The 21,265-nt window shown below is 63.3% G+C and carries 21 protein-coding genes; 8 read left to right on the forward strand and 13 right to left on the reverse strand.

Annotated elements, in window-relative coordinates:
* Positions 1-95: 95 nt before the first annotated feature.
* The 4 genes from AC522E_RS05250 to AC522E_RS05265 form a co-directional block, all read right to left on the reverse strand.
* Positions 96-1,469, reverse strand: a complete 1,374-nt coding sequence (locus tag AC522E_RS05250) for an acetoin dehydrogenase dihydrolipoyllysine-residue acetyltransferase subunit (protein WP_500749330.1) — start codon at positions 1,467-1,469, stop codon at positions 96-98.
* A 2-nt stretch (positions 1,470-1,471) separates the two neighbouring features.
* Positions 1,472-2,470, reverse strand: coding sequence for an alpha-ketoacid dehydrogenase subunit beta (locus AC522E_RS05255; RefSeq protein ID WP_500749331.1), 999 nt, complete (start codon positions 2,468-2,470; stop codon positions 1,472-1,474).
* A gap of 7 nt (positions 2,471-2,477) precedes the next feature.
* Complete coding sequence (locus AC522E_RS05260) at positions 2,478-3,515, reverse strand: thiamine pyrophosphate-dependent dehydrogenase E1 component subunit alpha (protein WP_500749332.1); 1,038 nt, start codon at positions 3,513-3,515, stop codon at positions 2,478-2,480.
* Between the two features lie 65 nt (positions 3,516-3,580).
* Complete coding sequence (locus tag AC522E_RS05265) at positions 3,581-4,900, reverse strand: NAD(P)H-dependent oxidoreductase (RefSeq protein ID WP_500749333.1); 1,320 nt, start codon at positions 4,898-4,900, stop codon at positions 3,581-3,583.
* A gap of 547 nt (positions 4,901-5,447) precedes the next feature.
* Between AC522E_RS05265 and AC522E_RS05270 the strand changes: the two genes are divergently transcribed.
* From AC522E_RS05270 to ptsP, 5 genes are all read left to right on the forward strand, one after another.
* The gene (locus AC522E_RS05270; protein WP_500750594.1) at positions 5,448-5,873 is read left to right on the forward strand and encodes a transcriptional regulator GutM; all 426 of its coding nucleotides are present in this window, start codon (positions 5,448-5,450) and stop codon (positions 5,871-5,873) included.
* A gap of 53 nt (positions 5,874-5,926) precedes the next feature.
* The gene (gene srlA / locus AC522E_RS05275; protein WP_500749334.1) at positions 5,927-6,718 is read left to right on the forward strand and encodes a PTS glucitol/sorbitol transporter subunit IIC; all 792 of its coding nucleotides are present in this window, start codon (positions 5,927-5,929) and stop codon (positions 6,716-6,718) included.
* Positions 6,719-6,739: 21 nt separating this feature from the next.
* Complete coding sequence (gene srlE / locus AC522E_RS05280) at positions 6,740-7,750, forward strand: PTS glucitol/sorbitol transporter subunit IIB (protein ID WP_500750595.1); 1,011 nt, start codon at positions 6,740-6,742, stop codon at positions 7,748-7,750.
* 15 nt (positions 7,751-7,765) lie between these two features.
* Positions 7,766-8,152 carry a PTS glucitol/sorbitol transporter subunit IIA gene (locus tag AC522E_RS05285; RefSeq protein WP_500749335.1) on the forward strand — a complete coding sequence of 129 codons (387 nt, stop codon included), beginning with the start codon at positions 7,766-7,768 and terminating at the stop codon, positions 8,150-8,152.
* 71 nt (positions 8,153-8,223) lie between these two features.
* Positions 8,224-10,197 (forward strand): phosphoenolpyruvate--protein phosphotransferase, encoded by a 1,974-nt coding sequence (gene ptsP / locus AC522E_RS05290; RefSeq protein ID WP_500749336.1) that lies wholly within the window; start codon positions 8,224-8,226, stop codon positions 10,195-10,197.
* Positions 10,198-10,287: 90 nt separating this feature from the next.
* Here the strand turns inward: ptsP and AC522E_RS05295 are convergent, their stop codons facing one another.
* Positions 10,288-11,325: a sugar-binding transcriptional regulator gene (locus tag AC522E_RS05295; RefSeq protein WP_500749337.1), complete on the reverse strand. Its 1,038-nt coding sequence runs from the start codon at positions 11,323-11,325 to the stop codon at positions 10,288-10,290.
* A gap of 299 nt (positions 11,326-11,624) precedes the next feature.
* Positions 11,625-12,059 (reverse strand): hypothetical protein, encoded by a 435-nt coding sequence (locus AC522E_RS05300; protein WP_500749338.1) that lies wholly within the window; start codon positions 12,057-12,059, stop codon positions 11,625-11,627.
* Positions 12,060-12,369: 310 nt separating this feature from the next.
* On the opposite strand from AC522E_RS05300, the gene AC522E_RS05305 reads away from it, so the two are divergent.
* The 3 genes from AC522E_RS05305 to AC522E_RS05315 all read left to right on the forward strand — a co-directional run bounded on the left by AC522E_RS05305 (position 12,370) and on the right by AC522E_RS05315 (position 14,582).
* Positions 12,370-12,672 (forward strand): MliC family protein, encoded by a 303-nt coding sequence (locus AC522E_RS05305; RefSeq protein WP_500749339.1) that lies wholly within the window; start codon positions 12,370-12,372, stop codon positions 12,670-12,672.
* A gap of 100 nt (positions 12,673-12,772) precedes the next feature.
* Entirely contained in the window at positions 12,773-13,036 is a 264-nt protein-coding gene (locus AC522E_RS05310) for a hypothetical protein (RefSeq protein WP_500749340.1), read from the forward strand.
* 4 nt (positions 13,037-13,040) lie between these two features.
* A complete protein-coding gene (locus tag AC522E_RS05315) occupies positions 13,041-14,582 on the forward strand; it encodes an alkaline phosphatase D family protein (protein ID WP_500749341.1) in 1,542 nt (513 codons plus the stop codon).
* A gap of 13 nt (positions 14,583-14,595) precedes the next feature.
* Here the strand turns inward: AC522E_RS05315 and AC522E_RS05320 are convergent, their stop codons facing one another.
* The 7 genes from AC522E_RS05320 to AC522E_RS05350 form a co-directional block, all read right to left on the reverse strand.
* Complete coding sequence (locus AC522E_RS05320; RefSeq protein WP_500749342.1) at positions 14,596-15,708, reverse strand: MFS transporter; 1,113 nt, start codon at positions 15,706-15,708, stop codon at positions 14,596-14,598.
* Complete coding sequence (ccoS, locus tag AC522E_RS05325; RefSeq protein WP_500749343.1) at positions 15,705-15,854, reverse strand: cbb3-type cytochrome oxidase assembly protein CcoS; 150 nt, start codon at positions 15,852-15,854, stop codon at positions 15,705-15,707. Before ccoS ends, AC522E_RS05320 begins: the two co-directional genes overlap by 4 nt.
* Before the next feature lie 3 nt (positions 15,855-15,857).
* A complete protein-coding gene (locus AC522E_RS05330; RefSeq protein WP_500749344.1) occupies positions 15,858-18,098 on the reverse strand; it encodes a heavy metal translocating P-type ATPase in 2,241 nt (746 codons plus the stop codon).
* An 11-nt stretch (positions 18,099-18,109) separates the two neighbouring features.
* Positions 18,110-18,601 (reverse strand): FixH family protein, encoded by a 492-nt coding sequence (locus tag AC522E_RS05335; RefSeq protein WP_500749345.1) that lies wholly within the window; start codon positions 18,599-18,601, stop codon positions 18,110-18,112.
* 18 nt (positions 18,602-18,619) lie between these two features.
* Positions 18,620-20,089, reverse strand: coding sequence for a cytochrome c oxidase accessory protein CcoG (gene ccoG, locus AC522E_RS05340; protein WP_500749346.1), 1,470 nt, complete (start codon positions 20,087-20,089; stop codon positions 18,620-18,622).
* 131 nt (positions 20,090-20,220) lie between these two features.
* Positions 20,221-21,105 carry a cytochrome-c oxidase, cbb3-type subunit III gene (gene ccoP / locus AC522E_RS05345; protein ID WP_500749347.1) on the reverse strand — a complete coding sequence of 295 codons (885 nt, stop codon included), beginning with the start codon at positions 21,103-21,105 and terminating at the stop codon, positions 20,221-20,223.
* Between the two features lie 3 nt (positions 21,106-21,108).
* Complete coding sequence (locus AC522E_RS05350) at positions 21,109-21,264, reverse strand: cbb3-type cytochrome c oxidase subunit 3 (protein WP_500749348.1); 156 nt, start codon at positions 21,262-21,264, stop codon at positions 21,109-21,111.
* Position 21,265: the final 1 nt, after the last annotated feature.

Below are 21,265 nucleotides of genomic sequence, written 5' to 3' on the forward strand. Positions count from 1 at the left end.
GGCTGATCAGGCGCTAGCCGAAAGAGCGGCCCTCATTTCTTCAGTGGCGGATTTTCCGCACGATGCGCGACCGGGGTCCAGCTCGCCGGATATGCTCATCCAAGGCGAATGAGTTCTCCTACGAGCCTGCTGATCGCGTGGCGCTGCTCGATCTGGGGCATGTGTCCGGTGGCAGGGAACAGATGGACGGCAACGGTGCCCGGCAATCCCGTCGCGTGACGGGCGGGAATGATTCGGTCTTCTGTGCCGAAGACGACCTTCACGGGCCAGTCGAACTTCTCCAGAAGCGGGCGGATACTGAAGGCCTGCGTGCCGTCGGGGAAGAGATGGGCGGCGACCTGCTCCTGAGACCTGACGATCTCAGCATTGCGAAGTCGCAAGGTGCTGCTCACGAAGGAGGCGCCCAGGGAGCCCTCTTCGAAGACGAGTTCGCGAGCCCAGGGAGCAAGGCTCTCCTCGCTGGTCGCGCGCAGGAAGCCGGAGACGAAAGCTCCATTCATGTCGGGCCCAAGTCCGGCAGGCGAGAGCAGCATCAGCGAGCGGACATCCAGCTGCGCCTGGGCCGCGGCCCTGGCCGCAACGGCAGCGCCGAGGGAGTGGCCGACCAAGTGGGTGCTGTTGACGCCCAGAGCTGAAAGCGTCTCGAGCACCGCCGCCGCAAAGCCGTCGAGCGTGACTGGGCCAGCGAGGGGCGAGCGCCCATGCCCGGGCAGATCGATGCCGAGGATGGATCGGCCGGAGGGCAGGGCAGGGATCAGAGGCCGCCAACTGTTCAGATCCGATCCGAATCCATGGACCAGAACGAGCGGAGCGCCATGTCCTTCGCGGAACCAGACATGGTGCAGGGGCGCGGCCTGTTGCCCCGACCGCTGGCCATGCGCGGAGTGGATGGGGCGCAAGGAGCGTGCCTCGGCGACCGCGTTCGTCTCGTCGGAGACTGCGATGGACGCGAGGACGTCGCCGTGCTGGATGCGTCCACGGGGACCCGATCCGCGCAACTCGCCCAATTCGATGCCGTGCTCCCGGGCCAGACGCCTCGCCAGCGGGGTCGCTCGCACGTTCCCCGGTTCGATTACGTCTGCACGCTGAACGGAGGCGGGTGCAAGGACCGGGGATGTCGGAGCCTGGGTGGCGGGCTCCGCGGATGCATCGGCGGCGGTCGGGATGTCGATGGGAGCTCCCGGCGCGACCTGGACCGGTGCGGGCCGGGAGGGTGCGTCGTAAGCTTCGTCCACGCCGTAGATTCGAGCCACGACGCTGCCGACCGGTACCTCCTTGCCTTCCTCGCTGAGCATGTCCCGTATGATGCCGGACACCGGAGCTTCGATCTCCATCGCGGCCTTGTCGGTCTCGATCTCGAAGATCGCCTGGCCCTTCTGGACCACGGTACCCTCTTCGACAAACCATTGGGAGACCTTGCCGGTCTCCATGCCCATGTCGACGCGTGGAAGGATGACCTCGCTCGGCATCGTCAGACCTCCCTGCGAACCAGCTTGCGTGCCGCGGTAAAGATATCGGGAACCTGCGGAACGGCAGCCTTCTCGAGCTCTGGATTATAGGGAAGGGGGGACTCGGCGCCGCCCAGGCGCATGACCGGCGCATCGAGATAATCAAACGCCTCGCTTTCGACGATGGCGGCGCTGATCTCGGCGCCGATGCCCAAAGTCTTCACGCCCTCGTAGACGCAAAGAAGGCGGGATGTCTTCTTCACGCTTTCGATGATGGCGGGCGTGTCCATGGGGCGAAGCGAGCGCAGGTCGATCACCTCCGCGTCGATGCCGTCCTCCGCCAGCTGTGCTGCCGCGTCCATCGCCTTATGGACCATGATCGAGGTTGCGACGATGGTGACATGGCGGCCATGGCGGCGCGTCTCCGCCTTGCCGATCGGCACTGTGTAATAGCCCTCGGGGACGGGGCCTTTCATCTTGTAAAGGAGCTTATGCTCGAAGATCATGACCGGGTCGGGATCGGCCACGGCAGCGAGCAGCATTCCCTTGGCGTCGTGCGGGGTCGAAGGCTGCAGCACCTTCAACCCGGGCACGTGAGCGAGCCACGCTTCCAGGCTCTGGCTGTGCTGGGCCGCCGCTCCGGTCCCGGAGCCTGCCGGGAATCGCATCACGAGGGGAACCGACACGTTGCCGCCGAGCATATAGCGCATCTTGGCGGCCTGGTTGACGATCTGCTCCATCGCCAGCGTTGCGAAGTCGGAGAACTGGAACTCGAAGATCGGACGCATGCCGGTCACGGCGGCGCCGACGGCCACACCGGCGCCGCCAAGCTCGGAGATGGGGGTATCCATGACCCGTTCTTCGCCGAAGCGGTGAACCAGATCGCCGGTGACCTGAAAGGCGCCGCCATAGACCCCGATGTCCTCGCCCATGAGGAAGACACGTTCATCGGCCTCCATGGCGAGGGCCATCGCCTCCTGGATCGCCTGGGCATAGCTGAGTTCACGCACATTCGCATCCATGACAGGCTCAATCCGTATAGACATAACGAGTGACGTCGGCAGGCAACGGCGAGGGGCTCGCCTGGGCGAAATCGAGACCGGCGGCGATCTCAGCCTCCACCTCGGCGCGGACCTTCTCGATCTCGTCGGGCGCGATTAGGCCAAGCTCGATGAGTTCCTTCTCGAAAATGCCGATTGGGTCCCGGGCCTGCCAGGATTCAATCTCTTCCTTGGTCCTGTAGCGGTTTCGATCCGAGCGCGAATGGCCGCGGATCCGATAGGTCTTGCTCTCGATCAGAGACGGACCCTCGCCGCGTCGGGCGCGGTCGGCGGCTTCGAACGAGGCCGCGGCCACCGCACCGAAGTTGTTGCCGTCGACGATGACACCCGGCATCGCGTAGGCGCTGGCCCTGTCGGCGATATTCGGCACAGCCGTCGAGCGCTTGGTCGAGGTGGACATGCCATAACCGTTGTTCTCGCACACGAAGATCACCGGCAGCTTCCAGACGGAGGCCATGTTGAGGGCCTCGTGGAAGGCGCCTTCGTTGTTGGCCCCGTCACCAAAGAAGGAGACGACGACGGAATCCTTGCCTTGCTTCTTGACGGACAGCGCAGCGCCGACGGCGATGGGAATTCCGCCGCCCACGATGCCGTTTGCTCCGAGGTTGCCTGCCGCGACATCGGCAATGTGCATGGATCCGCCGCGCCCGCGGCAATAACCGTCCTCCTTGCCGAAGAACTCGGCAAACATGCGCTTCACCTCCGCGCCCTTGCCGATGCAGTGGCCATGGCCGCGGTGGGTGGAGGTAATGAAGTCGGCATCTGTAAGTGGCGCGCAGATACCGACCGCGCTGGCTTCCTGGCCGATGGACAGGTGCATCGTGCCATGGATCAGGCCGCGCATATAGGCCTCTTCCGCACTCTCCTCGAACCGTCGGATGAGATGCATCTTGCGAAGCGCCTCTCGCAGATCGGCGGTGGAAAGGCGCCTGTAGATGTCCGGCAGATTGGCAGCATGGGCTGCATGGGCTGCAGCGGCTGCCTTCTCGGTCGTGGATTCAGCCATGACTACTCTCGCGGCAGGTGGAATGGCGGACGGATCAGAAGGCTGTCCGGTGGGGCGCTCGGTCCTTATGCGAACCGCGCGTCGGTCTCGTCGAGGCGGCGGCGGATCTGCGTGACGACGAAGGAGTCGTCAGGCTGACAATTGTCGTAGGTCAAGCGGTCGCCTGCCTTGATCGGCTTGAGGACTTTGGCGCGCTCGGATAGGCCGATGGGGAGAGCGCGGCCCTTGCGGGCTTCGGACCAGGTCATGGCGAAGCCGCGGTAATCGGTCTCGCCGATCTTGCCGAGCGTTTCACCGACCTGCAGGTCGCGCTTGGCGACCGCGACGCATTCGGCGACGGGTCGGTCGAGCGGCTGCATGTCGGCGCGGCCATATGCGACGGCCCGGACCGCCGAGAGGGGAGTCTCCAAGCTCGTGAGGTGATAGGGACGGAGGATGGAGAAGCACGGACCGGGGCCGACCTTCAGGTCGATCATGCGCTCCAGGACGCGGGGGTGCTTCGGCTTCACGATGCAGAACACGCCGGGAGCCACACCCTTGCCGATGGAATAGTCCACCACGCCCGAACGATGGAGGATTCCGCCATCCTCCTTGGTGCACAGCACTTGGGCCAGTTCCTCGCGGGTGGCCTTCGGGCCGTGCATGCCGGGCACGTCCGGCACAAGGCCGGTGGCGTTGGCGACAGCCACCATTTCGACCATAGTCTTGGTGCCGTCCACGAACTCGACCAGCATGCGGGCATTCATGTTGCGCGCACGGGCCTCCTCTTCATACTCGGCCGGTACCGCGTCGAATTTGAGCGGGTTGTTCTTGCCCTTGCCGGCGGCGACGATCTCGAATCCGAGACTCTGGGCAAAGGTGATGAGTTCCAGGGTGCAGGCAGGCTCGTCACCCGCGGCGCCCGTATAGACGACGCCCGCCTTGCGCGCTTCCTCCTTGAGAAAGCGGCCGACGGTGATATCCGCCTCGACGTTCAGCATCACGACGTGCTTGCCGTTCTTCATCGCCTCGAGGGCGAAGAGGGTGCCGATGTTCGGGTTGCCGGTGGCATCGATCACCACGTCGATGCGACCAGCGGCGCAGAGCGCATTGATGTCGTCTGTAATGGCGATCTTTCCGGCCTCGATGGCGCGGTCGATGTCGGAGGCGGAGGAGGCGTTAACGACGTCGCCCGTGGCGTGCCCTGCCAGCAATGCGGCATCGCGGGCCGCCTGCGCGCGAACCTCGGAAATGGCACCGATACGTACGCCGGGCATAAGGGCAACCTCGACGACGATATCCGTGCCCATCTGACCTGCACCGGCAAGCCCGATGGTGATGGGACCCGCCTTCTCCGCCCGCGCCGCAAGTTCGGCCGCCAATCCTAGTTCTGCGATGCGTGACATGGGATCCGCCTCCGGTGGTCGAGAATGGTTCTGAGTTAATGAACTTTTGAATTATCGTCAAACACTTTGTTCACTCGGGTGGCTCGGAATCTGCACTTCATCCCCTGCTCCGGTGATCGGGCAAGAACTTGCACAAGCTTAGGAAATCATCCTGCTACGCGCCCGAGTTCCAAATTGCCGTGGGATAAATCCACTCACGGACGCCACCGTAGGACGCCAGAGGAGTCGGCTCCCATTGGGGTTCCAGGCAAAGCCTTGGCTGTCCCGTGTGCAAAGCCTAGCGATGATCGTCGAGCGACCAGGGAGCGGGTTGGACTCAGCGTTTCATATCCGGATGGAACAATGAACTGCGCGGGCCCATGGCGCGAATCCGGAAGTTCAGTATGGTTGTGCAGCAAAGCTTTTGCACAAGTTGCTGTCTGCTTCGTGTACACGTTGACATTGCAAATAACAAATGTTCTCATCTTGTCCTTGCGCGTAACGGACTCAGAAGCCCGCCGCTCAGAGGAAACGCAGTCTTGGCTCGGCGTTCGAGCCGGAGGTGGCCATGCCGATTTGGCAAATCTGTCTGATCCTGCTCGTCGTCATGTGGGTCCTGCAGGCTGTGGGGACATGGCTACAGATGCGCCATTACCGCGGTGTCATGCGCTCGATCGAGGGGCGATGGAACGATGGCTATCTCGGCATCGGCAATGCTCGCTCCAGCTTCGGTCGCGGCGTCATCCTCATGGTGGTGGTGGGACCGGACGATATGGTCCGTGAAATGCTCACCATGGAAGGGCGCAGCGTGCTGGCCAAATTCAAGCCGCTCGAAGACTTCCGGGGGCGCAGCCTCGCCAGTCTTCGTGAGGATGAGGCATTCAACAAGGTCCGCGGCAGGGCCAAGGCTCTGGATCAGGCGATACAGCAGATCGAAAAAGCTAAGTCCAAGCAACTTGAGACTTCGACCACGCTGTCTGAGCGCACCGCTTGAGAAAGCAGTGACAACAATGGGCACAAGGAGCCCGGGAGCGAGAGGGAGGAACCATGACAATCTTTGCCACAATGGCACAGCATGCGGATCTCATCGGCGATAGTCTTCACTATGCGTCGCTGAGTGCCAGCCATGCCGTCCAAAGCGTCGGATCGGCGACAGCCACGGGAGCTGGAGGTTCTATCCACGGGGCCAACGACCTTATCATCCTGGCGCAGAACGCGCCTCCGCCCGCTCCCGCCGGAACGGGGGCCGATTTCGCTGCACGTGTGAAGAACGTGGTGCAGGAGGAGCAACTCGGCTGGCTCACCACCATCGGGCGCCATTTCATCGGCGTCTTCCAGAAGGGCGGCGAAGTCTTCACCGCTTTCGTGACCGGCATCATTCCGACGCTCATCGTTCTGATGACGGCATTCTATGCAGTGACGGAAATCATCGGCGAACAGCGCGTTCATGGACTGGCCCGGGCAGCCGGACGCATTGCGCTGACCCGCTACACGATCCTGCCCGTGTTGGCGATGTTCTTCCTTACCAATCCGATGGCGTACACCTTCGGTACGTTCCTGGAAGAGAAGCATAAGCCGGCGTTCTACGACTCGGCCGTGTCCTTCTGCCATCCCATTACCGGCCTCTTCCCCCACGCCAATGCGGGCGAATACTTCGTCTGGGGCGGCGTGCTCGTGGCACTCCAGCAGCTCGAGTCCGCCGGTAAGCTGCCGGTCGGCTGGCACGTGAATCTGGCCATCTGGTACTTCATCGTCGGCGTTGTCGTGATCCTGCTCAGGGGCATCGTCACCGAAAAGATCACGCAGATCATGGCCCGCCGCGAAGGCGTGACGCTCTAAAGAACGACGGGGGAGGGAATGATGATGAAGACCTTCAAGGCCGTTCGTGTGGATCGCGGCTCCGGTGGCTGGGGCGGACCTCTGGTCATCGCGCCGACCGCTCAAAAGGACAAGATCGTGGCCGTGACGGGCGGCGGGATTCCGCCCGTGGCACAGAAACTTGCGGAAATGACAGGTGCCACCGTCGTCGACGGCTTCCGCTCGCCGCCCGCCGAGGGCGAAATCGCGGCAGTGGTGATCGATTGCGGCGGCACTGCTCGATGCGGCGTGTATCCGCGGAAGCGAATCCCGACCGTCAACCTGACGCCGGTCGGCCAGTCCGGCCCGCTTGCCCAGTTCATTACGGAGGACATCTATGTGTCGGGCGTGAAGGAGGGCAACCTGTCCTACGCGGACGACGTGTCGATCCCGTCGGCGGCCGGAGACAGCGACCTCTCGCCGTCCGTGGGAGCGGCTGCAGCCGAAGCCCGCCAGGAGATGAAGGAGCCTGTGCCGGGGGGTGGGTTCATCGGCATCGTGACAAGTGTGGGCCGCGTCATGGGACGCGCCGTCGCGATCTTCTTCAATGCCGGTCGGCGGACGATCGATCAGGTCGTGCGCAATGTCCTGCCGTTTATGGCCTTCGTGACCATGCTGATCGGCCTCATCCTCTATACCGGCATCGGCGATATCCTGGCAAAGCCCATGGGGCCCCTCGCCAACAACATCGTCGGGCTGATTGTGCTCTCCGCCATCTGCGGGTTGCCGTTCCTGTCTCCGATTCTGGGGCCGGGAGCCGTGATCGCGCAGGTGATCGGCGTGGCGATCATCGGGCCTCAGATCGCCAACGGCACCATCGCCCCTGCAATGGCTCTTCCGGCCCTGTTCGCCTACGATACGCAGGTCGGCGCCGATTTCGTGCCGGTCGGATTGGCGCTCGGCGAGGCTAAGCCCAAGACCATCGAGATCGGTGTCCCCGCCGTTCTGATCAGTCGTCAGATCACGGGGCCGGTGTCGGTCGTCATCGCCTATGCGGCGAGTTACTTCCTCTAAGGTGAACAGGGATCCATGGCAGTTTTCTACCGGACAAGAATCACGGATGTCGGCCCCGAAGTCGCCGAACTGCTCGAAGGTGGCATCCTGATCCTCTATGCAGCCGGCGCGCCGCCGGAGCTTGCCGAGGTTTCGGTCCTGCATACGGTCCAGTCCGGCCCGACACCGGACGCTCCTCCGGTTGGAGCCGAACTCCGCATCGGGGACGTCTCAGCGGTCCTGACGGCGATTGGCGAACTGTCATGGAAGAAAGTCGCGGATATCGGCCATGTCGTCATCAATTTCGACGGGGCCGATACCGCAGGGCGGCCGGGGGAGCTTTGCGCCTCCCCGGTCGATCCCAGTCTTCTGCACGGCGCTCTGGTTTCAGGCGCCGAGATCGTGATCCGAACCGCCGGATAAGCTGCGGGCCATTGATTGTTTATTGAATATGGCGGTGTCGCGACGCCGCCCCAACCGATTGGAGACGTGCGATGCAAGTCGAGCGCATGGTGTCTGTCCGGGTCCGCGAGGGCCTTCATGCGCGGCCCGCAACCCAGTTCGTGAAGCTCGCGAAGAGCTTCCACTCCACGATCGAAATCGTACACGACGGGCGGGGCGCCAATGCGAAAAGCTCCGTCAAACTCATGCTCCTCGGCATCAAGGAGGACGACGAGGTCGTCCTTCGTGCGGACGGAGACGATGCGGCCGTCGCACTCGACGCCCTGGCCCGCTTCATGGAAACACCGGAAGCCGGTCTTGACCTAAGCTCCGGTCATGCCGAGGCTGAATCAGCTGGCGAGCAGCGCGACCAAACCGCTTCCGCGGAGCCCATGCGGGCGGCACACCCCATCGCAGGCGACAGGGGCATTCCCGCGAGCGAAGGTGCTGCCCTGGGACCGGTCCATTCCTTCTTTCGAGAGCCCCTGACCTCGGAGCCGCAGCGTGTTCCCGTCGAGAAGATCGACGCGGAGGTTCTGAGATACGAGAGAGCTCTCGCAAAGACCGTCGATGTTCTCCTCGAAGGGCGCGATCAGGCCGGACTGGAGCCGGAGGATCTTCAGATCATCGATGCCTTGGTCGATGTGGCGCGCGACGCCGAACTGGTCGACCAGGTGAAAGCGCGAATTAAGAACGGCGACGATGCGGTCTTCGCTACGCTTGCCGCCGGCGAGGACGTCGCCCGCAGCTTCGAAACGATGGCAGATCCCTATATCCGCGCGCGCGCAGAGGATATTCGCGGCGTCACACGCAATGTCGCCCTGGCACTTCTCGGCCGCAAGGATGCGACCCTGGCCGATGTGCCAGCCGGAGCAATCATCATCTCAGACGAAATCAGCGCGTGGGACTTCGCGAAGGCACCCATTGCACGGATCGCCGGCATTCTCTGCACGAAAGGCTCATCGACCTCGCATGTCGCCATCATGGCGCGGACCCACGGACTTCCGGCGGTGCTCGGATATCAGGGCTCCATCACAGCGCTCCGGCAGGCGAAGGTCGTTGCCATCGATGGACGGACGGGCGAAGTGGTGCTCGATCCCTCGGAGGACGTCGCTGCCATGTATCGGGAGCGCATCGCCGGGGAGGCGGAGGAACGCACACAACTAGCTTCCTATGCCCACGTGGAGCCCAGGACCTCCAACGGCCAGCTGATCGAAGTCGCTGCCAATCTGGGTTCGCTGAGCGAGGTCGAGGCGGCGTTGAAGGCCGGCGCCATGGGCGTCGGGCTGTTCCGCACCGAACTCCTTTTCATGGAGCGCAAGTCGCTGCCGTCGGAAGACGAGCAGGCCGCCATCTACACAGAGTTGGCCGAGGCTTTCGCTCCACGCCCCGTGATCGTCCGCACCCTCGATATAGGGGGTGACAAGCCGGTGGCCGGCATCGAATTCCCGGAAGAGGAAAATCCTTTTCTCGGCTGGCGCGGCATCCGCATGTGCCTTGACCGGCCAGACATCTTCCGCCCGCAGCTCAAGGCGCTGCTGCGGGCCGCCGTCGTCGGGAATGTCAAGGTCATGGTGCCGATGATCGCAGATGTTGCCGAACTTAAGGCCGTAAAGGCTCTGGTGGAAGAATGCCGCTCCGAACTGCGAGCCGCCGGCACTCCGTTCGGACAGATAGATCTTGGTGTGATGATGGAAACACCGGCCGCAGCGTTGGGCGCCGAGGCGCTGGCGGAGGAGGCCGATTTCTTTTCCATCGGCACCAATGATCTGACTCAGTACATCATGGCCGCCGACCGGCTGAATCCGCGCCTCGTCAACCTGAACCGGGCCGATCATCCGGCCGTGTTGAAGGCAGTCGATCTCATCTGTCAGGCAGCCCGGGCCGCGGGAATCTGGGTCGGTGTCTGCGGCGAGGCGGCAGCCCGCGAGGACCTGATTTCGGAGTTCATCCGCATGGGCGTGACGGAACTGAGCATGAGCCCGGCCTCCATCGCACGCGCCAAGAAACGCATCTTGGAGATGTAGGTCTCCCGGTCGCAGCAGCGGCGATGTCCCTAAGCGCTATGGCGCGTCGTGAGCCCAGCGTCCACGTAATGGGGGCATCAGGCCGATCCTTCAGGATGACGATTGAGGCGTTGGGATGCCGACGGCGGAGAGCACGGCGCCCGCGGTGACTTCGTCGGTGATGAACACGGTGGGTTTGATCATGCGGATCGCGCCGATGATCGCCTCTGTCTTGTTGTGTCCACCAGACGTGAGGATTCGGTTGGTCGCCAGGGCGAGGCTGTCGACCGGGATCGCCATCACCCGATCGTTGACCGAGTGATCCACGAGACGCCCGTCGATCCGGTAGAAATAATACAAGAGATCCCCAACGGCGCCTTCCCTGATGAGCGACAGGCGGTCCTGCTCCGAGAAGTATCCAAAGCGATAGGCGGTGGCATCCGGCGTCATGCCACCGACACTGAGCAGAACGGCATCGAGAGAACGGCCGACCTCGAAGATTTCCGCCAGTCCGCAGCGCTCCACCAGGGCGCGCTTCGTCTCCACGCTGTCGACCAGGGCAGGGGCGGGCAGAAGAAAGCACTCGGCCTGCAGGAGCCTGGCAAATTGCCAGGCGAATTCGGCCGGGTTGTACTGCTTGGCGCGGGCGATGCCGCCGAGGAGCGACACAACCGATACATCGGGAATCTGGCGGTCGCTGACGAAGTCGAGCGACTGCAGGAGGGTCCTGCCCCATCCGACGCCGATCTTCATCCCGGGATTCAGAAATTCGGACAGGTATTGTCCAGTCGCGGCAGCGATCGGCCGTGTCGGATCTGCGTCGCTTGCGGACAGGGGAGCCACGATTGCCTCGCCGATGCCGAACGCGCGTTCGAGGGCCATTTCAAGGGCTGTCAGCTCTGAAACGGATCTGCTGAGAGAAATGCGCACTTCATGCAGATTTCGTGCGTCGGACAAAAGCCGCGTGACAGTGATGCGGCCGACTCCCAAAGCATCCGCAATCGCGCTCTGGGTCATTTCCTCAACATGATACATCCACGCGGCTCGAAGTCTCAGGCGGTCCGAGCGGCGTCCAACAAGATTTGGACGGACATCGGCTTCCACCGGTACTTCTACGGATGCTCTCTTGCGAGACTTATTCTGGGCCATGGTGGGTATGTACTGTACTGCCTGTCGACAGACAATGTGATCCTGCCAGTCTTAGAACAAATTGCACTTGGGATAAACAAGTGATCTGGCCAAGACGGAGCGGCTCGCGGTCAGTTCAGCGCGCTGCTTCCCGTCATTCAGGCCTCAGCAGGTCGGGACCGCCGCCGATGACGAGAAAGTATTCTACGAAACAGGGGCTTTCATTGATCGGAGCAGAATGCGGCATGCTGCAGTGGTGGCGCGCATGTCTGTCGACCAAAGTTGCTCAATTCAGTCGAGACCATGTCGCCCGGCATCGGTCAGGAGCTTCCTGACTGCACCGTCCATTCCTCGCCCGAGGGTGTCAGCGTAATGGTGTCGCCGCAGGAAACTTCGTCCGGGAATCGCTGGCCCGTTACAGTCCCGTTTGTTCGAAGTGCAACGATTTTCTTGGCCTTCGAGGCAATAGCCAGCGTCCAACTGCCCACCCCCTCGGCGAGGGAGTCCCTAGCAAACGGCTCGATCCAGTAGTTCGGGAACCTGGCTCTTGCCGTGGAAACCGGAAATGCCTGCGGGCCGATATAACAATATGTCGTTTCGCCGGACTTGTCCCGGACAATCGTGTCGCTTTTGTCGACCAGGGCCCTATCGACCCAATCATATTCCTTCTTGAGCTGCGAGTATGGGAATTGGACGAGTACGCCCATCACCCCCAGGGCAGCTACGAACAATACGCAAAGAGTTACCAGTCTCATGTCAACGGCCCAGCCTCTGTGACAGGGCCGGCAAGATACATAACATCGATGCGCAATGCTACTGTCTAGCTTACCCGTTCACCGGTAAAGGTTTTAGCCCGTCATGACGAGTGACGGCCGAGCGATAGAAGGCGGCGGCAGGTCCGTCTTGCACGTGTCCGTGGGTGTGGATACTATTCCCTTTGCGAATGGAAGCGAGGCATGAATGCTGGAACGGAGAGCTTCTGCGGCAGCAGAGCGATCATTCCGATCCTGTCCGAGAATCCACAGGACGCGACATCCGTGATTCTCACGGACAGGATATTTACAGATGCTTCGATTGATCATCGCCGCCGCGAGCGCTGCCATGTTGACAGGCTGTGTTTCGCTCTCCGCACCCAAGGTTCCCACCGCGCATTTTCGCTGTGAAAGCGGCGCTGACCTCAACGTCCAGTTTCCTGAAGGCCGGGCCGTGGTGACATTGCCCGATGCCTCTTCGCTGGTATTGCCTCAGCAGGTGTCCGGCTCGGGTTTTCGCTATGGGGATGGACGATACGAACTCCGCGGGAAGGGAGCTGACGCGACATGGTCCGTCATGGGGCAAGATCCCACTCGCTGTCACGCGGACAAGTGATTGAGCTGGAAGTCGGCTGTTCCAATAAGCATCGGACAAGCAGACAGGGCTGGCGGCCGCCAGGACAGTCATGCGATGGGGACCGGAAGGTAGGTTGCATATGACGACGTGGCTCCCGCTTTATCTGGCAGGGGTTTCCCATATCGCGGGTCTGTTCTCTGCCTATTATTGGTGGGCATCGAGCCGGATGACCTTCGGGCTCCCCCCCGGGTCCACGCATGCTGGCGAGGTGACGGCCAGCGTCGTGGAGGTCGAGGCCTACCTCAATCGCGTGGGTGCGCTGAATGCGCGGGCAGCGTTGGGAGCAGCCGTCGCCGTTGTCTTTATCACGACAGCGGCCGTTTTAAGTACCTGGCCGGGCTGAATCCATGAGCGGACTCGCCCTGCCGCGACGGCGTTTTCTTCTCGCGTCTCTCGGTGGCATCTCCGGGTTACGTCCCTTCGGCATCCTCCAGGCTGCACCGCGGATCCCGGATGATCCGTTCGCGCTCGGCGTTGCATCGGGATCTCCGCGACCTGAAAGTGTCGTCATCTGGACCCGGCTCGCGCCGAAGCCGCTCGAGGGGGGCGGCATGCCGGAACACACGGTTGAGGTAGATTGGCAGGTCGCCGAAGACGACCGTTTCCGCCAGATCGTTCGCAAGGGCAGGGCACTGGCTGAGCCGGCCTCCGCTCATGCTGTCCATGTCACCGTTGCAGGGCTTCGGCCGGGCCGGTGGTACTGGTATCGGTTCCGGGTGGGGCTGGCGGTGAGCCCGGTCGGCCGGACGCGCACGGCTGCGGCGCCCGGCACCTGGACAGATCTCCGCTTCGCCTATGCCTCCTGCCAGCAGTACGAGCAGGGTTTCTTCTCGGCCTATGCCGAATTGGCCAGCCGCGATCTGGATTTCATCGCCCATCTCGGGGACTACATATACGAATCGTCCTGGGGATCCCGACATGTGCGCAAGCATACGGGGGGCATTCCGACGACCTTGCCCGAGTTTCGCGAGCGTTACGCCCTCTACAAGATGGATCCCGATTTGCAGGCCGCGCACGCGGCGTTTCCCTGGCTCTCGATCTGGGACGATCACGAGGTCGCTAACGATTACACGGATGACCGCTCGCCCGCGATGAGCGACCGCGATCAGTTCCTCAAGGTCCGTGCCGCGGCCTATCAGGCATATTACGAGCACATGCCGCTGCCCGACTCCGCCCGGCCCCGTGGTCCCCAGGCGGTGATATACGATCAGTACCGGTTCGGCGACATGGCGAACATCATCCTGCTCGACGATCGGCAGTATCGCTCCCATCACGCGTGTCTGCCCGGACGCAGCGCATCGCCACGCGTCGATTGTCCCGACCGAGCCGCCGAGGACCGTACCATGTTGGGCATTGTCCAGGAGGAGTGGGTCGACCGCGCCCTTGCGGAGACGACGGCACATTGGACCGTTGTCGCACAGCAGACGCTGATGGCCGAGCGCGACCTCGATCCCGGCGATGGGCATGGCTACTGGATGGATGGATGGGACGGCTATGCCGCTGGCCGCCGCCGTCTCCTCGACGGCATCGCCACCCACAGGACGCCGAATCCGGTCGTGATCGGAGGCGATGTCCATGCCTTCTTCGCGGCAGATCTCAAGCGCGATTTCAGGGACGAAAGGGCCGAGATTCTCGCCACGGAGTTCTGTGGTACGTCGATCACATCGGAAGGGCCCAGCGCCAAAGGCATCGCGACTGTCCGCGCCAAGAACCCGCACATCAGATATGCCCGCGGCGACAAGCGAGGTTTCGCCGTCGTGTCCATGACGAAGGAACACTGCGAGGTCGGCTTCGAGGCTGTCGCCGACGAGAAGGTGCGCGCCTCGCCTGTTTCCCGCATCGCAAGCTTCGTGTGCCTCGATGGTCTGCCCGGGGTACAGGCAGGCTGACGCGGCCTGCCTGTCAGGCGATAACGGTCGTCGCGAGCGCTCCCAGAAGAGCGCCCGCCAGCAGGCCCCCGTCGTGGAACCCTAGTGCCCAGCGCGAGGGCTGACCATCCTGGTAGATCCACAAGGTGGCCCCCAGGGTCACGAGCGACCAGCCGATTCCGAGAAGACCTGCGGAGATCGAGAACATGGTGGCGCTGCCCGAGAGCGCAAAGGAAAGGATCGCGCCGGCAAGCGCCAGGCAACCCCCGGCGACAATCCATGCGGGTCGGAATGCCGCCGGGAGCGCGGCGAGACCTAATGACGGCGCATACATGGCGATCACATGCCACGCGACGACGCCGGACACGGCGCCGGACAATCCGCATCCCACCATGGCGATGGGGGTCGCGCCCATCAAGGCCGTCATCAGAAACCAAGCGGCGGCGCCGATCAGCGTCGGAAGAAGGATCGCTCGCCAAGGCTTGGTCTCGACTGACTCATCCAGGACAGTGCGCGGACGTCGATAGGGCAGGGCTGCCGTCGCGCCGAGGGCCCCGATATGGGCGATGGCTGCCGCGGCTCCCATCCCGACGAAGGTGCGCGGGGACGCAAGCGTTTCGGCAACGTTCGCAATCGTCGGCGCCACGAGGCCGGCGAGCGAGGCTGCGCCGAAGACGAGAAGCAGGGCAGTTGTGCCCTTGCCGCCGAAACCTGCCGCCGCGTGTCGATAGAACAGGCTGAATCCACCGGCGACACCAAGCCAGAACGAGCCGAGCACGAGACCGCCGAAATGCCACTGGGTGAGAGACCAGACAAGCACGAGGCCGCCGGCCGTTCCGAGACTGGCACCGAGCGAGAAAGCGGCGCGCCGGCCGAGCGTATCAAGAAGCAGCGAGGCTGGCAGTCCTGCGACGGCTGCTCCGGCATAAAAGGCTGTATAGGGCAGCGCGCCCCAGGCACGACTCGGTGCGAGAGACAGGCCTGCGAGCGGCAGGATGCCGATGATGAGCACCTGCGACAGCACCGACAGCGAAAATGCTGCGGCAAGAAAAATCGTTCCGCGGCCATCGGTGGCCTCATCGGAGGGAGCGATGGCGCAGACACAATCGAGTTGCCCTGCGCGCGGGAGGCCCGGTGATGCGGTCATGGTGTCATGTCGTCGTCATTGAGGACGCGCAGGGCAGCGCCCTGGACGTCGTCGTACTGGCCGTTTCTAAGCGACCACAGGAAGGCTCCAAGTCCGCACAGGCCGAGCATCAGCGCCATAGGCACAAGAAAGAGCAGTACGTCCATTACTCAAGCTCCTTGCAAGGCTGGGACAGCCGGTACCGTCTCGGAAACGTCGTCCGCGCCCCGTGTGGAAGTTTGCCTGCTTGCCCGCAATGCGTTGAGCGTGACGAGGCTCGACGAGCCGGACATGGCGAGCGCCGCGATGAGGGGCGTGACATAGCCGAGAAAAGCGAGCGGAACTGCGAACAGGTTGTAGATCAGGGCAAGCATGAGGTTCTGCCGCATGAGGGCATGCGCCCGCCGCGAAATTGTCACCGCGTCGAGCACCGGAGCCAGCCTGTCGCCGAGAAAGACCGCATCCGCGTGAGCCTGTGTCAGGTCCGCGGCGGTGATCGGCGAGATCGAAATGTCGGCCGCAGCCAGGGCCGGCGCGTCATTGAGGCCGTCTCCGACCATGAGGATTTTGCGGCCCTGGGCCTTGAGCCTCTTCAGCTCGGCGATCTTGTCCGCCGGCTTGGCGCCGGCGCGCCAGTCCGAAATGCCGAGCGCCTCCGCGACAGGCCCCACGGCTTCAGGCCGGTCACCCGACAGGATGCGGCATTCGAGGCCAAGCGCCCGCAGAGACTTCACTGTCCTGGCCGCATCCGGGCGCAGTGCTTGGCGGACGAGGAGAAGCGCGCGTTCGCGGCCATGGGCAAAGGCGATCATGGAAGCTTGTGCATCGTCTCCCGCCATAGCCGATGCCAAATCCTCCGCACCGCAGAAGGCCGGACTTCCCAGGCGGATCTCGGTTCCATCGACAGTGACGCGGACGCCTTGTCCCGGCTCCTCGACCGCATTCTCGAACGGGCGGGGATTCCTGGCTTCCCGTGCGGCGGCCATCGCGAGCGGATGATGGCTGGACAGGGCGAGGCGGGCGGCGGCTTCGAGGAGGTCTGGGCGGATGACGGTCGTATTGGCGATCTGCATCTCCGGCAAGGTGAGGGTGCCGGTCTTGTCGAAAACGATGGTATCCACCGTCGCAAGACGCTCCAGGGCATCCCCGGAATTGAGCAGTACGTTCGATTTGAACAGCGCTCCCGAAGCAACGACCTGCACCACCGGAATGGCGAGGGCAAGCGCGCAGGGGCAGGTGATGATGAGAACGGCAACGGCTGTAATCACCGCGTCGTGCACTGAGGAACCGCCCGCGATCCAGAGGACGGCGGTGAGCGCGGCGGCGACATGCACCACGGGTGCATAGGCCCGTGCGACCCGGTCGGCAAGCTGCCGGTATCGGGATTTGGCCGCCGAAGCATTGTCGAGCAGGCGCTCGACCTCGTCGAGGAGAGTCCCGCGCCCGGCCGCGGTTACGCGCAGGGTCAACGATCCCGCATGGTTCAGGCTGCCCGCATAGACCACGTCGCCCTCGCGCAGGGCGCGCAGTGCCGTTTCGCCCGTCACGAGGCTTTCGTCGACCTCGGATGATCCGGAGAGCACGATTCCATCGACGGGGATGCGCTCGCCCGTGCGGACGAGCACCCGGTCGTCCGGAGCCAGCGCGGCTGTGGGAACAAGCGTCGATTCCCCTGCGCCGTCGAGCCGGTGAGCGACCTCGGCCTTGAGCGAGGCGAGATTTCCCGCGACAGCCCGCGTCCTGCGCCGCATGGACTGGTCGAGATAGCGCCCGCAGAGCAGAAAGAAAAGCAGCATGACCACGGAGTCAAAATAGGTGTGCTCCGCGTGGTTGATCGTTTCGATCACCGACATGATGAGCGCCAGCAGGATCCCGATGGTGATCGGGACATCCATGTTTGTGCGTCCGCTCCTGAGGGCGTTGATGGCGCTGCGGAAGAACGGCTGTCCGGCATAGGCGACGGCGGGCAGGGAAATGAGTGCGGCAAGCCAGTGAAAGAAATCGCGCGTTTCCGGCGAGATGTCGCTGACATTGCCCGACCATACCGAGACGGCAAGCAGCATGATGTTCATCGACGCGAACCCTGCGACCGCAAGACACTTGAGGAGCCATTGCGCGCGGCGTGCTTCGTCCTCCTCCACGGCGCGGGCCTGGAAGGGGTGGGCGCGGTAGCCGAGCCGCCGCAACTCTTCCACGCACAGGGCAGGGTCGAGCGCACCCTGCCAGTGCAGGGCAAGCCGGTGAGTGGTGTAGTTGAGGCGGGCCTCAAGAAGCCCGGGCAGGTGCTGAAGGCCGCCCTCGATCTCGTTGATGCACGCGGCGCAATCGATCCCCTCGATGGCAAGGTCGAGATGGAACGTGCCGTCGTCCTGGCGCTTCACATAAACGGAAAGATCGAGTGTCTCGGCCATGAGGCCATCCCTCAAAGGCTGATGCGGCTCTTCGACCGGAAGACCGTGTCGGTGTCGCGCCTGAACGTGATCATCAGATCCCACTGCCCGTGGCGCAAGGGCGTCTCGGTCTGAAAGCGTCCCGTTGCGACCTCGACTGCATCGAGCAGAACGTCACGACGGCGGTCCGTCGGGTGTGCGAGGCGAATCTCCGGGACCAGGCCAGCGAGTTCGCGGGCCCCGCCGTCGCGGGCCGTGATCGTGATGCGGGTGGTTTCCGCTCCCGGCTGCAGCTGGGCATCGACCTTCCAGTGGCGGGCATCCTGCGCCTGGGCGGCGGCGACATCGTTCTTGAAGGCGAGCCCGGCCTTGTAGGAACTCTCCGTCTCGACTCCGCTGAAGCTCGACACTGCAACGCGTGCCATCACGATGTTCACGGCGAAAACGACGGCGAAGAAGCCGACGAGATAGAGCAGAACCATGCGTCCGGTCAGCGGGCGGGGGGAGCGATGAGCTTTTGCCATGGGCATGCCGGATCCTTCTCAAGGCGCCATGAAGTGGTCGCTGGCGCGGGCCGTTTCGCCGCTCGCGATGTCGGTCAGGGTGAAGTGGAGATTCATCGACGATGGGCGCATCTCATCGCCTGCCGTCACGAGAATGCGGGCCTCGAGCGTCTGGTCCGGCCCGACGACCACGACAGGACGGTTCTGCTGGTCGATCTGGCCGCCGACGATGTCGAGCTTCGCACCCGGCACGCCATCGACGCCGAGAGCATAGCGGCGCTCCTCGAGGTTCTTGTTGGCGATTCGGATCGTGAAGGCGTTGCGGATCGAGCCGTCTGAGAGGCGTACGAAGAGCGGATTCCGGTCGTGCATGACGCTGAGGTCGATGGTATGGCGCGTCGCGAGAGCCACCGCCATGATGGCCCCTACCAGGATGATGAGGCCGGCATAGAGGATCGTTCGCGGGCGGACGATGCGACGCACCTCGGGCCGACCTTCGATCCGCGCCTGGACATTCATGTCGGTGTCATAGGCAATGAGATTTGCCGGGCGACCAATCTTCGCCATGACCGTGTTGCAGGCGTCGATGCACAGGCCGCATTGGATACAATCGAGCTGAAGACCCTCGCGGATATCGACCCCGGTTGGGCAGACGGCGACGCACTGGTCGCAGTCGATGCAATCGCCGGCAGGCATGCCCTGGCGCTTGAGGACATCGTTCTTCTTCATCGAGCCACGAGGCTCGCCGCGGTCGTAGCGATAGGTGACGTTGAGGGCATATTCGTCGGTCAGCGCGGCCTGGATTCGCGGCCATGGGCACATGTAGGTGCAGACCTGCTCGCGCATGAATCCTGCGAGCGTATAGGTCGTAAAGGTCAGGATGCCGATCCAGATATAGGCGATGGCGGGAGCCTGGAACGTGAGCAACTGACCGACGAGGGTCGGCGCATCGGCGAAATAGAGCACCCAGGCGCCGCCGGTCCACCAGGCGATCAGCAACCAGATCGAATGTTTCAGGATTTTCAGAGTGACGATTTCGAGCCTGGCCTTCTCCTTCTCACGCTTCGCCCGGTCGCGGCGCTCGCCTTCGATCAGCCGCTCGACCGCGTAGAACAGGTCGGTCCAGACCGTCTGGGGACAGAGATAGCCGCACCAGAGGCGACCGGCGACCGCGTTCATGAGAAACAGAGTCAGGGCCGCAAGGATTAGCAGGCCGGTGAGATAATAGACCTCCTGCGGCCAGATCTCGATGAAGAAGAAATAGAATCGCCGGTTCGGCAGATCGACCAGAATGGCCTGGCTCGGAGCGTTCGGTCCCCTGTCCCAGCGGATGAAGGGGAGGAAGTAGTAGATGCCGAGAGTGACGAGGAGGACCACCCACTTGATAGCCCGGAAGCGCCCCTTGACCGCTTGCGGATAGATCTTCTTGCGCGGGGCATAAAGCGGCTGCTCGTCGGCCTGATCCGGCGTCTTGGGAGTGATGTGTCCGGCAAGGGGAGCGTCAGCCATGAAATCCGCCGCAGGTGGTCATTTGAAATCGCACCCTTCATAGGCTCGCATCGGGCGGGTCGCTTTGATTTCGGTCAAAGAAACAGGCCGGCGGATGTCCGCCGGCCTGCCACAATCGACAGCAACCCTCTTTATTGCGGCCGGCCGCCACCAAGGGAGTGGACGTAGAGGGTCAGGGCCTTGATGGTGGTGTCGTCGAGCCGTCCATGCCATGCCGGCATGACACCTCCGCGGCCATTGGTCAGCCCTTCCACGATGGTGGCCTTGGCCGAGCCGAACAGCCAGATCTTGTCGGAGAGATTCGGAGCGCCGAGTTCCTGGCTGCCCTGTCCCTTGTCGCCATGACACGCGGCGCAATTGTCGGCGAAGATCTTGGCTCCCGCCGTGAGATCCGCACCCTGGTCAACCGGAAGGCCAGACAGGGACCGCACGAAATCGGCCACCTGCGAGATCTCCTGGCGCTTGAGCATGCCGTCGCGTCCGAAGGCCGGCATGGAGCCCTGGTGGCCCTGGTCGCTCGTGGAGCGGGCACCGAACTGGATCGTCTGCTCCACCTGGGCCAGGGTTCCGCCCCAGAGCCAGTCGTCGTCATTCAGGTTGGGATAGCCCACGGCGCCGGCACCGCCAGCACCATGGCAGGGCGCGCAGTTGTCGCCGAAGGCTGCCTTGCCCTGGGCGCGGGCGAAAGCGAAAAGTTCCGGGTTGGCAGAAACCTGCTCGAGCGGTGTCTCGGCCAGCTTCGCATTCATTCCGGCACGCTGGTTCTTGAGAGACGCAAGATCGACCTCGATCGCATCCCGCGACTGCCATCCGAGAGCGCCCTTGGTGTACGACGAAACGAGTGGCCAGGCCGGGTAGGCGATGCAATAGGCGATGGCCCACACGATGGTGGCGTAGAAGGTCCACAGCCACCAGCGCGGAAGCGGCGTGTTGAGTTCCTGGATATCGTCCCAGCTATGTCCCGTCGTCGTGATTCCGGTGACGGAATCGACGGGTCCCTGTGTTTCGTGGGCCATGGATCAATCCTCCTGGAGAGGCATACGGGCGGCCGCATCGAAGCGGTCTTTCCGCGAAGGGGCGAGGGCATAGATCAGCACCACCGCGAAGACCGCGACGAAGTAGGCGAGCCCCCAGGTCTGGGCGAATTCGGCAAGAAATTTATAGGTCGCTGGCATG

It is taken from the genome of Microvirga sp. BF8 (assembly GCF_059888585.1).